Genomic DNA, 12693 nt, shown 5'->3' with positions numbered 1-12693 from the left:
TAGCGGCGAGAGGAGCGCATAAGATGAACGATATCATTGCCAGCCGCCGCCTGATCCCGACCCCCGGCCCCGCGCCCGAGGACATCATCGCCGGTCCCGACGGGATGCTGTATTGCGGGCCGCAAGATGGCCGTATCCTGCGGCTGGACCCTGACACCGAGGCGGTGAAAACGGTGGCCACCGTGCCGGGCCGCCCGCTCGGGCTGGAGCCGCTGCCCGATGGGCGGTTGCTGGTCTGCAACAGCCCCAACGGGCTGATGCGGGTCGATCCGGCGACCGGCCGGGTCGAAAGCCTGCTGACCCAGATCGGCGGCAAACGGCTGATCTTTGCCTCGAACGTGGAGGCCGCGCGCGACGGCACGGTCTGGTTCACGGCATCCTCGATGCGCTATACCCAGCCGCAATGGCGCCGTGACCTGATCGAGGCGATCCCGACCGGCCATCTGATCCGGCTGGACCCGGACGGGCGGGCGACGGTGCTGGCCGATGATCTGCATTTTGCCAACGGGATGGTGCTGGCGGCGGATGAAAGCCACCTGATCTATGCCGAAACTGCTGCCCGGCGGTTGTCCCGATGGTGGCTGACAGGGCCAAATGCCGGGCAGCGCGAACTGATGTGCGAATTGCCGGGCTATCCCGATAATCTGGGGCGCGGCGCGGATGGAATGGTCTGGGCGGCGATGCCGACGCGATTTAGTTGAGGCTGAACAACACGCAAAGTGCTGATGTTGCTTGCCTATAGGGTGCTCGGACTATTTCCGAACTGCAGGGTATGCTATGGTCCGGGCGAAAGCCCTGCAATTTCGGATGCCCGCATGAAGCCGAAGATCCGCGCCCCTGAACAGGACGACCTTCTGCGGCCCCGGCTGGTCGACATGATCGACATGCGGCACGAGCTGGTGAAGCTGGCTGCGCTTATCGACTGGGGGTTCTTCGAAGAGGAGTGGGCCGGCTTTTTCCCGTCCCATACGGGGCGGCCGGCGACATCTCCGCAGTTGGTGGCGGGGCTGCTCTACCTCCAGCACGCCTATGGACTATCGGACGAGGCGGTGGTGGCGCGGTGGGTGGAGAACCCGTACTTCCAACATTTCTGCGGCGAGACATTCTTCCAGCACCGTGTACCGATCGACCCATCGTCTCTCACGCGGTGGCGCGGGCGGATCGGCGAGGAGGGCGTGGAGTGGCTGCTGACCAAGACGATCGAGGCCGGGCGGGATGCCGGGGTGATCTCCGAGCGCAGCGCCGAGGCGGTGATCTTGGATACGACTGTCATGGAAAAGAACATCGCCTATCCCACCGACGCTCGGCTTTACGAGCGTGCCCGGCAGCGCCTGGTGAAGCTCGCCCGCAATGCCGGCCTCTCCCTGCGCCAGAGCTATGCACGCCTCGCGCCCCGGCTGGCCGGCCAGGTTGGCCGCTACGCCCACGCCCGGCAGTTCAAGCGCATGCGCAAGCGGTTGCGGACATTGAAGGGCTACACCGGCCGGGTTCTGCGCGACATCCAGCGGCAGCTGGACGCCGTGACCGACGCCGCCCTGCGAGAACGGATCGAAGGCGAGATCGCCCTCGTCGACCGGCTGCTGCGCCAGAAACCGAAGGACAAACGCAAGCTCTACGCGCTCCACGAGCCGGAGGTCGACTGCATCTCCAAGGGCAAGGCCCGTGTGCGTTACGAATTCGGCTGCAAGGTCTCGGTCGCGACGACACATCGAGAGGGCTTTGTCGTCGGGATGCGCTCCATGCCCGGCAACCCCTATGATGGCCACACACTGGGCGAAGCGCTCGAGCAAGTGGAAATCCTGACGGGAACCCGCACCAGGCGCGCCTTCGTCGATCGCGGCTACCGCGGCCACGGTGTCGAGGGCACGGCGGTCTTCATCTCCGGCCAGCGCCGCGGGATGACCCCGGCGCTCAGGCGCGACCTGCGACGGCGCAGCGCCATCGAGCCGATGATCGGCCACATGAAGACCGACGGCCGCCTCGCCCGCTGCCCGCTGAAAGGCACGCTCGGAGATGCCCTCCACGCGGTGCTCTGCGGCTGTGGCCACAATATCCGGCTCATCCTCGCCCACCTGAGGGCTCTCATCGCTGCGATCATCGAGTTGATCCGCCGCGTGATCGCCGAGATCGTTCCCACCAACAGATCGCCGGACCAACTCTCCGCGTACCCAGCGTGATGTTCAGGATCGACGATTTAACCCGCTGCTGGAAAAGATGCGCGGCTGGCCATGGGCGCTGCGCTGGATGGGCGCGCGGCTGCCGCATTTCATGCAGCCAAAGCCCGAGCCGATCGCATGGATCCTGTGCATCAGCCCGGATGGCCGAATTCTGCACGATCTGATGTGGACCGATGGCGGCTATGGCTTTGTCACCGGCGTCTGCGCCCATCGCGGCCGGTTGTGGTGTGGCAGCCTGTCCGAACCCGCGATTCTCAGCTGCAAATTGCCACAATAGGCCCCGTCAAAGGTCGCTGCGCAGTCTCAGGGCGTGACGATCAGGTTGATATGGCCCGTCGGCAGTGTCCCGGGTGGTGGTGTAGGAGGCCGCCAGCGTCACGCCCGGCTGCGCGCTGCGCTACGCCGGAGGCTCCGCGCGCGGCCTCCTACACCACTTAGCGTAATCGCCATGTCCCATACACTGCATATCGTGGTGCAGCAAGGCTGCAGCTCTGCGTGCCGCCGGGAGCCGAACATGGAGGTGATGATGAATGTATTTGCTGCGCTTGATGTCTCACAAGACCTGACGGCGATCTGCCTGGTCGATGGCGCGGGAACCGTCGTGACAGAAGCCAAGGTGCTGACCTGCCCAGACGCGATCTCGGCGTGGCTCGCAGGGCAGCCGGGCGACCTCGAGCGGGTCGGCATGGAAACGGGCCCGTTGGCTGTCTGGCTCTGGAACGCACTGACGGAACGCGGCCTGCCGGTCGTCTGCCTTGATGCCCGCCATGCCAATGGCGTGCTGAAGATGATGCCCAACAAGACGGACAGGTTGGATGCCCGTGGCCTTGCTCAGATCGTCCGGACCGGCTGGTTCCGCGCCGTGCAGATCAAGAGCCACGACGCCTATGTGACCCGCGCCTTGCTGACAACTCGAGACACCCTCGTCAGGATGCGTGTCCGGCTGGAGAATGAAGTCCGGGGGCTGTTGAAGACCTTTGGGGTGATGTTCGGAAAGCGGGTCGGCGGCTTCAAGCGTCGTGCCGAGGAGATCATCGCAAGGGATCTCACAGTCTCGCCCGAGCTCGTGCCGATCTTCGAGGCCCTGATGCGCGCCCGGCGCGACATCCTTGCCAGGATCGCCGATCTCGACCGCCGGATCCGGGTGATTGCCAGGCGTCATCAGACGGTTCGTCTTCTGATGACCACACCGGGCGTAGGGTCCATCACTGCCATGGCGGTTGTCGCGGCTTTCGACGACGCCGAGCGGTTCCGTCGGTCTTCCAGCGCAGGGGCCTATCTGGGGCTGACGCCCAGACGTTACGAGTCCGGAGAAATCAGCCGGAACGGTCGTGTCTCGAAGCGCGGCGACGCCTTCACGCGGAAATGCCTCTTCGAGGCGGCGAACGCGATCTACTGCCGGAAACTCGGCGGTTCGCGCCTCCGCGTTCCCACGCAGATTCACCCGCTCTCGCGACCTGAGCGCCCGGGTGGAACGCGCCATGGCAAAACCCGGGGTGCCAAAGGTGGGTGCCGCCGCCCCGTCCCGGGACGGCGGCAGAACCCTCGATCAGCGGACGGGACCGGCCGGCTGCCGGTTCGTCTATCGTTATGGCAGAAACCCCGTCAGTTGGCGCGGGTCCAAGTCTGGCCGCGGCAGAGGCCCAGCACGCAGCCAGAGACCTTCAGCCGCGCGCCGGAAAGTTCCATTCTGCCGTTATAGGTCTTGTCGCGGTCGGGCGCCCAGATGCGGCCGCCCTCGTACTTTCCCGCACCCTCGGGCCGCATATTCCAGACGATCTGGCGGCCGACTGTGTCCGAGGCGACCGGCTTGCCCTTTTCCCCGAAGGCGCGGGTCAGCTTGCCGCAGATCCTGTCGCCGCAGGGCGCGATGGCGACCAGGCCGAAATGGCCGTTGTCGTCTGGCTGGGTCTTCCAGGTGCCGACAACCGGATCGCCGGCGAAGGCAGGCGCCGCGGCCAGAAACAGACCGAGGGCAAGCGGAACTATGGGCTTCATCTTCGTCTCCTCCAAACTTCCTGGGTTACGGTACCGGGGGTGGCAGGGGCCGGGCTGTCGCGGTAGGTCCCCTGCCCCCCACCGTCCGGTCCTCAGAATGCCGCCTCGTCGAATTCCATCATCGAGGCGCCGCCAGCCATGACCTGCGAGAAAAGCGCCCCGCTCTGGGGCAGCATCCGCTCCATGAAGAACCGCGCCGTCGCGATCTTGGCGGCATAGAAGCCGTCGGGATCGCCCGCCTCGGCCCGTTCCATCGCCGTTTCGGCCATCCGCGCCCACAAATAGGCCATCGCCGTCAGCCCGAAGAGGCGCAGATAGTCGGTCGCGGCCGCCCCGGCCTCGTCCGGATCGGCCAGCCCCTTCTGCGCAACCTGCGCCGTGGCCTGCTGCAACCGGCCGAAGGCCTTGCCGAGCGGACCGACGAAGGGGGCCATCGAGGCGTTCCCGGCATGGCGCTCGACATAGGCCGAAACCGGGTGGAAGAACTGCCGCAGGTAGCGTCCGCCATGGGCGCCGAGCTTGCGCCCAACCAGATCCAGCGCCTGCACCCCGTTCGTGCCCTCGTAGATCTGGGCGATACGGGTGTCGCGCACATGCTGCTCCATTCCATGCTCGCGGATATAGCCGTGCCCGCCCAGCACCTGCATGCCGAGATTGGCGCTCTCGAAGCCGAGATCGGTGAACAGCGCCTTCACGACCGGCGTCATCAGGGCGACGAAATCCTCGGACTCTGCACGCACCGCCGGGTCGGGATGCCGTTCCTGCTCGTCGAGCCCCTTGGCGACCCAGACCGCCATCGCCCGGCAGCCCTCGACCGTCGCCCGCTGCAACAGCAGCATGCGGCGGATGTCGGGATGGACGATGATCGGGTCGGCGGGCTGGTCGTGCGCCTTCGCGCTGGACAGCGCCCGCCCCTGCAGCCGCTCGCGGGCATAGGCGACCGAGCCCTGATAGGCGGCTTCGGCCAGCCCCAGCCCCTGCACACCGACGGCAAGACGCGCGGCGTTCATCATGGTGAACATCGCCGACAGGCCCTTGTGCGGCGCGCCGATCAGCCAGCCCGTGGCCTCGTCGAAGTTCAGCACGCAAGTCGACGAGGCCTTGATCCCCATCTTGTGTTCGAGGCTCGCGCATTGCACCGCGTTGCGCGGCCCCGGATCGCCCTCGGCATCCGGCAGGAGCTTGGGCACCAGGAACAGGCTGATCCCGCCCGACCCTTTGGGCGCATCGGGCAGCCTGGCCAGCACCAGATGGACGATGTTCTCGGCCAGATCGTGCTCGCCGGCGGAGATGAAGATCTTGGTGCCGGTGATGCGATGGCTGCCGTCCTCCTGCGGAACGGCCTTGGTCCGCAAGAGGCCCAGATCGGTGCCGCAATGGGGCTCGGTCAGGCACATGGTGCCGGTCCACGTGCCATCGACGAGCCGCGGCAGATAAACCCGTTTCAGCTCTTCGGAGCCATGCGCCGCGAGCGCGCGGTAGGCGCCGTGCGACAGGCCCGGATACATGCCGAAGGACAGGTTGGCCGAGCAGATCATCTCTTCGACCAGCACATTGACGGCCGCCGGCAGCCCCTGCCCGCCATAATCCGGATCGCAGGAAATCGCCGTCCAGCCGCCCTCGCGGAACAGCTTGTAGGCCTCGCGGAAGCCTGCCGGCGTGTACACGACACCGTTTTCGAGCCGGCAGCCTTCCTCGTCGCCAGAGCGGTTGAGCGGGGCGAGGATGTCGGCGCAGAGCTTGCCGGCCTCCTCGAGGATCGGGTCGATCAGGTCGGGCGTGAATTCCTCATAGCCCGGCAGGTCGGTCAGGGCATCGCAGCCCATCAATTCGTGATAGACGAAGCGCATGTCGCGCAGGGGGGGTGAATAGCTGGCCATCGTCTTGATGTCCTCTCGTTGGTGCCGGCGACGTCAGTTTCTGAGCGGCTTGCCGGTCATCAGCATGGTTTCGATACGGGCGAGCGTGCCCGGCTGGCGGACCAGACCGGCGAACCGGTCGCGTTCGAGCTTCAGCAGGGTCTTCTCGCCCACGACCTCGATCGGGTCGCTGTCGCCGCCCGACAGAATGCCGGCCAGCGCGCCCGAGACGACCTCGTCATAGGCCGTGGCCTTGCCAAGCTTGCGGAAGGACTGCACTGCCATGTCCATCGCGGCGAGGCCCGCGGGCCCGGGCAGGACATAGTCGCGCGGCTCGGGCGGGATGTAGCCCTCGACCATGGCGAGCGCCCGGGCCTTGGCATCGGCCAGCAGCCGGGCGCGGTTCATGGTGATCCCATCCTCGGGGCGCAGGAACAGAAGCTCCTTCGCCCCGGCGGCGGATTTCGCCACCGTCGCGGTGCTGAGGATCTCGAATACCTTCGCGGGCGCCGGCATCGGCCCCTTCGGCAGCTTGCCGAAGCTCTGCCAGCGGTGCAGCATCTCGGTGCAGCCGCCCCAGCCGGGGATCAGCCCGACGCCGACCTCGACGAGCCCCATATAGGTCTCGGCATGGGCTTGCACGGCGCTGCAATGGAGCAGGATCTCGCAACCGCCGCCGAGCGCCATGCCCGAGGGCGCTCCGACCACCGGGAAGGGCGCGTTGCGCAGGTCCTGATAGGTCTGCTGGCCAAGCGCCACCAGCCCCTCGATCTGCTGCCAAGCCGCGATATTGGCGGCGAAGAGCGCGAGCCCCAGATTGGCGCCGACCGAGAAGCTAGTACCCTCGTTGTGGATCACCAGCGCCTTGTAGTCCTGTTTGACCAACCGCAGCGTCTTGCCCAGAAGCGCCATGATCTGGTCGTCCATGGCGTTCATCTTCGAGGTGAACTCGAAGCAGACCACGCCGTCGCCGATATCCCAGAGCGCGGCCGAGCCGTTCTTGAGGATCGGCTTGGTGGCACGCTTGATGTCCGACAACAGCAGCACGCCGTCGGGCCGGCTCACCGGGGAATAGGCGCCGTCGAGCCCGAGCTGCTCCAGCCGGCCGTTCTCGACCCGGTAGAAGCTGCGCCCGCGGGCCAGCGCCAGGATCGGCGGCACCGTTTGGCCCTCGGCCTCCAGCCGGTCGGCGAGCCAGTCAGGCCCGATCCGGTCGATCAGGGCGAAGGGACCCTCCTTCCAGGCGTAGCCGAGGCACATCGCCTCGTCGATATCGGCGATGCTGTCGGCCACTTCGCCGGCAAGCCCCGCGGCATAGGCCAGCGTCGCCGCCATGACCTCGGCGGCATAGCGGCCCTCGGTGCTGTCATGCTCCATCAGCTTGCGGGGCGAGCGGCCGGCGGCGGACATCGCCTCCAGCTTCGGCTTGCGCGCCGGGGCGAAGGCGCCGGTCGAAAGGTCGACCGCCTCCTTCACCTTGGCGCCGCCGACGCGGTTCAGCCGGTAAAAGCCCCCCCTGCCCTTCCGGCCGGTATAGCCCTCGGCGATCAGCGTCTCGATCACCGGCAGCGGCCGGTTGGCGTCGTGAAAGGCATCGGTTTCCGGCAGCGCCGCGGCGAGGCTCGCGTTGACATGGGGCATCAGGTCGAGCCCGACGAGGTCGAGCAGACCGAAAACGCCGGTCTTGGGGATGCCGAAGGGCTTGCCGATCAGCAGGTCCGCCGCCTCGACCGGAATGCCGCGCGCCACCGCCTCGGTCACCGACTTCTGCAGCCAGTAGACGCCCAGCCGGTTGGCGATGAAGCTCGGGGTGTCCTTGGCCACGACCACGGTCTTGCCGAGCCGGCGGTCGCAGTAGTCGCTGACCAGCGCCGCCGCATCCGGCCGCGTCGCCGGGCCGGTCACCAGCTCCATCAGCCGCATGTAGCGCGGCGGGTTGAAGAAATGCGTGATCAGGAAGTCGCGGGCGAAGCTCTCGGGCATGCCGTCGACCAGCGTCGCAAGCGGGATCGTCGAGGTGTTCGAGGAAACGATGCTGCCCGGTTTGCGCACCGCGTCGATCTTGGCATAGAGCGCCTGCTTGATGTCGAGCCGCTCGATCACCGCCTCGAGGATCCAGTCGGCCTCGGCCAGCCGGCCGAGATTGTCCTCGAAATTGCCGGTTTCGACCAGACGCGCCGCCTTCCTGCCCATGAAGGGCGCGGGGTCGGCCTTGAGCATCCGCGCCACCGCGCCGTCGGCCAGCGCGTTGCGGTTCGTCGCGCCGTCGGGGACGATGTCGAGCAGCAGCACCCTGGTGCCCGCATTGGCGATATGGGCGGCAATCGCCGCGCCCATGACGCCGGCGCCGATGACGGCGACCGTTTCGATACCCGCCATCATGCCGCCTCCAGCACCGTGGCGATGCCCTGACCGCCGCCGATGCACTGGGTGGCCAGCGCATAGCGGCCGCCCTCGCGCTTCAACAGCGCCGCCGCCTTGCCGACGATCCGCGCGCCGGTCGCGCCCAGCGGATGGCCAAGCGCGATGGCGCCACCGTCGAGATTGACCCGCGCCGGATCGAGCCCGAGATCGCGGATGCAGGCGAGGGCCTGGCTGGCGAAGGCTTCGTTCAGCTCGATCACGTCGAGATCGCCGGCCGAGAGCGCTGCCCGCTCCAGCGCCGCGCGGGTCGCGGCCACCGGGCCGATCCCCATGATGTCGGGGGCGCAGCCCTTGACGGCGACCGATTTCACATAGGCCAGCACCGGCAGGCCCGCCTTCTCGGCATAGCTCTCGGAGCAGACCAGAACCGCCGCGCAGCCGTCGGTCAGGGGCGAGGAGGTGCCGGCCGTCACCACACCCTCGGCGTCGAAGGCGGGCTTCAGCTCGGCCAGCCCCTCAAGCGTCGTTTCGGCGCGCGGGCAGCCGTCGGCGTCGATCACGCCGTCGCGCCCGGTGATTGGCACGATCTCGTCGGCAAACCGGCCCGCTGCCTGGGCCGCCACGGCCTTCTGCTGCGAGGCGAGCGCGAATTCTTCCTGCTCGGCGCGCGAGATCTGCCAGCGCCGGGCGACGTTCTCGGCGGTCTCGCCCATGCCCATATAGGCTTCGGGATGCTCCCGCGCGAAGTCCGGGTTCGGCATCGGGTTGAAGCCCATCATCGGCACCCGGCTCATGCTTTCGACCCCGGCGCAGACAAAGACCTCGCCCGCGCCCATTGCGATCGAGCCCGCCGCGACATGGACGGATGTCATCGAGGAGCCGCAGAAGCGGTTGATCGTCGCCGCGCCCGCCGATTGCGGCAACCCGCTCATCAGCCCGACCAGACGGCCGAGGTTAAGCCCTTGCTCGCCTTCGGGAAAGGCGCAGCCGAGCAGCAGGTCCTCGACGGCGGCGGGCTCGACGCCCGAGCGCGCGATCAGCTCGCGGACCACCTGGGCCGCCAGATCGTCGGGCCGAACCCGGGCCAGGGCGCCCTTGCGGGCCAGGGTGAAGGGCGAGCGCAGGTAGCCCGCGACAACGGTTCTCGTCATCGGTCATTCTCCGAAAATGTAAGGATTGAGGGGTCGGACGGAGCCGGTTCGGCCCCGTACAGGTCTAGGGATTCTGTGTCGCGCCGGGTGCGGCGCCGTCCTCGTCGCGCTTCAGCGCGTCCAGCGCCATCTGCTCGATCTCGTGCAATTCCGTCAGGGTCAGCTGCAGCGAGGCAAGCTGTTCGTCGAGCTCGCGGATCCGCGACCGCACCTTGGTCAGCAGCGCGTCGAGCTGCTTTCGCTGGGTCGGATGGGCATCGTAGAGGTCGAGATATTCCCGGATGTCCTTCAGCGAAAAGCCGAGCCGCTTGCCGCGCAGGATCAGGATCAGCCGGGCGCGATCCCGCACGGTATAGATCCGGCTGGCGCCGACCCGCTGCGGCAGCAGCAATTCCTGCTCTTCGTAGTAGCGGATGGTCCGGGGCGTCACGCCAAGCTCGTCCGACAGTTCCGATATCGAAAAGAGCGTTTCCATGTCCGTCCTGGCGCAGCGAAGGGATCAGCGGGCGCAGCCGAGGCTGCCCGACGGGGTGTCTAGCATCAAATCCGCGGCAAGGAACAGACCCCACCGCCTGCCGATGCAGGTTCCGGCAGCTCACGCCGTTGCTCCACTGTCCGCTGCGGCCGCGGCGCGCTGCTGTTCGCGCGCGATCAGCTCCTTGCGGGAAAGCTTGCCGACCAGCGTCTTGGGCAGGCTCTCGCAGATCTCAATCTCCTTCGGCATCTCGATCGGCGACAGATAGTCCTTCAGGAAACCGTGCAGTTCCGCGTCGGGATCCGGCAGCGGCTGCTTGAGCACGACAAAGGCCTTGGGCGCGTTGCCGCGATAGGCGTCTGGCACGCCGATCACCAGCGCCTCGGCCACTGCGGGATGTTCGTAGAGCGCCTCCTCGACCGCCCGCGGATAGACGTTGTAGCCGCTGCACAGGATCATGTCCTTGATCCGGTCGACGATGAAATAATACCTGTCCTCGTCGACATATCCCACGTCCCCGGTGCGCAGGGCGCCGTCGATGAAGGTCTCGCGGGTGTCGTCATCGCGTTTCCAGTAGCCGCGCATGACCTGGGGTCCGCGCACGCAAAGCTCGCCCTTCTCCTGCGGGGCGCAGATCCGCGTCGGATCGGCAAGGTCGCGGATCTCGACCCTTGTGCCGGCCAGTGGGCGACCGATCGAACCGTCGCGGGCGCCGCCGTCGAGCGGGTTGCAGCAGACGACCGGAGAGCTTTCGGACAGGCCGTAGCCCTCGCCGAGGCGGCAGCCGGTCAGCGTCTCGAACCGCCGGCGCACCTCGCCCGGCAGCGGTGCGCCGCCCGAGATGCAATAGCGCAGCGAGGACAGATCGGCCGACCGTTTGTCGAGCGCGTGATTGATCGCGGTATAGATCGTCGGCACGCCGGGAAACAGCGTCGCCCGTTCGCGGACGATGACGTCGATCGTCGTCTCGACATCGAAACGCGGCACCAGGACCATCTCGGCGGCAAGGCGGACGGCGAGGTTCATCGCCACGGTCATGCCGAAGACGTGGAACAGCGGAAGCACCCCGAGCACCCGCTCCCCGCCGATCTTCGGGTCGGGCAGAAGCTGGAAGACCTGCTCGGCATTGGCGACGATATTGGCATGGGTCAGCATCGCGCCCTTGGCGAGGCCCATGGTCCCGCCGGTATATTGCAATGCGGCAAGATCGGTCTCGGGGTCGATGGTCGGCGGCGTGAAAGGCCCGCCGTGGCGCAGCAGTTCGCGGAACCTGACATGCCGGGGATCTTTCGGGATATGCGCGAGGTCCTTGCGCTTCAGCACCGGGAACAGCAGGCGCTTCAGCAGCGGCAGCATTTCGGCCATCGGGCAGACGACGAGCCGCGCGAGGCTTGCGCGCCCCAGATGTGCTGCGACCTTGGGATAGATCATCGCCAGATCGGTGGTCACCATGACCGAGACCCCGGAATCCTCGATCTGGTGTTGCAATTCGCGCGGGGCGTAGAGCGGGTTGAAGTTGACGACCGTCGCGCCGGTCTTCAACACCGCGAAATAGCTGATGACGAAGGCGGGCGTGTTCGGCAGGCACAGCCCGACCCGGGCGCCCTTGCCGATCCCAAGCGCCGCGAAGCCCCGCGCGGCGCGGTCGACCAGCGCACCAAGCTCGCGATAGGTATATCGGCGGCCGAGGAAATGGATCGCGGCGCAGTCGCCGTGTCGGCGCACGGCGTCGTCGAGCAGGCCATAGACCGGACGCTGCGTTCGCAGCGGGGCCGTCCCGGCGGCAGGCGCCATATCGCCGGCGGGCGATGCGACCATGCCGTCAAAGCTGTGGTTGTCGTGCATGTCTCGGCTTGGTGTTGTCACGTTAAGCTTGGCACGGTTTCTCATTGCAGTGTCTGGACATAGTTCGGGAGGATGCAGAAACAGTTGATCAGCTACAAACGCCACCGCTTTCCGCCGCAAATCATCGCTCATGCGGTCTGGTTGTACGTTCGTTTCAACCTGAGCCTTCGCGAAGTGGAAGAGATGCTGCTGGAACGAGGCATCGACGTTTCCTATGAGACCATCCGGCGTTGGGTCCGCAAATTTGGGCCGCAGATCGCCCGGAACTTACGCCGCCGTCAGCGCCGCCCCGGCGATATCTGGCACCTCGATGAGGTTGTCGTGGTGATATCGGGGCGTAAATTCTGGCTTTGGCGCGCCGTCGATCAGGACGGGACCGTGCTGGAGGAAATCCTTCAATCCAGGCGTAACAAACGAGCTGCAAAGCGCCTTTTGAGATCCCTGATAAAGCGATTTGGCCTGCCCAAGCGGATCGTCACCGACAAGCTGCGGTCCTATGGAGCCGCGAAACGTGACGTCGCACCGGGACTGGAACACCGTTCCCATAAAGGTCTGAATAACCGGGCTGAAAACAGTCACCTGCCGTTCAGGAAACGCGAACGCTGCATGCAAGGATTTCGCTCGCCTGGCGGATTGCAGCGATTTGTTTCCATTCATTCGCCAACCCGAAATTGCTTTTCCGTTCCATCCCGCCGCCGCACTGCCATGGCCATCCGATTTCATCGACTGGAAGCATTCGACATCTGGAAGACCGCCGCCGGGCTTGTTTAACTTTCCACCCAACAAACCATCTTCAGCCGGATACTGATTAACGTGACAACACC

At 66.4% G+C, this 12693-nt stretch carries 11 protein-coding genes; 5 read left to right on the top strand and 6 right to left on the bottom strand.

Annotated features, from left to right (window positions below; genetic code table 11):
* Positions 1 to 23: 23 nt before the first annotated feature.
* The 4 genes from BM075_RS22950 to BM075_RS22935 all read left to right on the top strand — a co-directional run bounded on the left by BM075_RS22950 (position 24) and on the right by BM075_RS22935 (position 3879).
* Positions 24 to 701, top strand: a complete 678-nt coding sequence (locus BM075_RS22950; RefSeq protein WP_177208459.1) for an SMP-30/gluconolactonase/LRE family protein — start codon at positions 24 to 26, stop codon at positions 699 to 701.
* 114 nt (positions 702 to 815) lie between these two features.
* Positions 816 to 2177, top strand: a complete 1362-nt coding sequence (locus BM075_RS22945; RefSeq protein WP_093362960.1) for an IS5 family transposase — start codon at positions 816 to 818, stop codon at positions 2175 to 2177.
* A 37-nt stretch (positions 2178 to 2214) separates the two neighbouring features.
* Positions 2215 to 2454: a hypothetical protein gene (locus BM075_RS22940; RefSeq protein WP_093362959.1), complete on the top strand. Its 240-nt coding sequence runs from the start codon at positions 2215 to 2217 to the stop codon at positions 2452 to 2454.
* A gap of 171 nt (positions 2455 to 2625) precedes the next feature.
* Entirely contained in the window at positions 2626 to 3879 is a 1254-nt protein-coding gene (locus BM075_RS22935; protein WP_245758958.1) for an IS110 family RNA-guided transposase, read from the top strand.
* On the opposite strand, the gene BM075_RS22930 is transcribed toward BM075_RS22935, so the two are convergent.
* The 6 genes from BM075_RS22930 to BM075_RS22905 form a co-directional block, all read right to left on the bottom strand.
* A complete protein-coding gene (locus BM075_RS22930) occupies positions 3783 to 4175 on the bottom strand; it encodes a DUF2147 domain-containing protein (RefSeq protein WP_093362958.1) in 393 nt (130 codons plus the stop codon). The two genes, BM075_RS22935 and BM075_RS22930, sit on opposite strands and share 97 nt — an antisense overlap.
* Before the next feature lie 92 nt (positions 4176 to 4267).
* Complete coding sequence (locus BM075_RS22925) at positions 4268 to 6055, bottom strand: acyl-CoA dehydrogenase C-terminal domain-containing protein (RefSeq protein ID WP_093362957.1); 1788 nt, start codon at positions 6053 to 6055, stop codon at positions 4268 to 4270.
* A gap of 33 nt (positions 6056 to 6088) precedes the next feature.
* Positions 6089 to 8416 carry a 3-hydroxyacyl-CoA dehydrogenase/enoyl-CoA hydratase family protein gene (locus BM075_RS22920; RefSeq protein WP_218152901.1) on the bottom strand — a complete coding sequence of 776 codons (2328 nt, stop codon included), beginning with the start codon at positions 8414 to 8416 and terminating at the stop codon, positions 6089 to 6091.
* Positions 8413 to 9549: a thiolase family protein gene (locus BM075_RS22915; RefSeq protein WP_093362955.1), complete on the bottom strand. Its 1137-nt coding sequence runs from the start codon at positions 9547 to 9549 to the stop codon at positions 8413 to 8415. The genes BM075_RS22920 and BM075_RS22915 overlap by 4 nt, the downstream gene beginning before the upstream one ends.
* Before the next feature lie 64 nt (positions 9550 to 9613).
* The gene (locus BM075_RS22910; RefSeq protein ID WP_093362954.1) at positions 9614 to 10024 is read right to left on the bottom strand and encodes a MerR family transcriptional regulator; all 411 of its coding nucleotides are present in this window, start codon (positions 10022 to 10024) and stop codon (positions 9614 to 9616) included.
* Positions 10025 to 10144: 120 nt separating this feature from the next.
* Positions 10145 to 11869, bottom strand: a complete 1725-nt coding sequence (locus BM075_RS22905; protein ID WP_218152900.1) for a long-chain-fatty-acid--CoA ligase — start codon at positions 11867 to 11869, stop codon at positions 10145 to 10147.
* 72 nt (positions 11870 to 11941) lie between these two features.
* Here BM075_RS22905 and BM075_RS22900 point away from each other — a divergent pair, with 72 nt between their 5' ends.
* Entirely contained in the window at positions 11942 to 12640 is a 699-nt protein-coding gene (locus BM075_RS22900) for an IS6 family transposase (protein ID WP_093362953.1), read from the top strand.
* Positions 12641 to 12693 lie beyond the last annotated feature (53 nt).

It is taken from the genome of Tropicimonas isoalkanivorans (genome assembly GCF_900112335.1).
GTDB classification, from domain to species: Bacteria; Pseudomonadota; Alphaproteobacteria; order Rhodobacterales; family Rhodobacteraceae; genus Tropicimonas; species Tropicimonas isoalkanivorans.
This window is presented reverse-complemented; position numbering and strand designations above follow the sequence as displayed.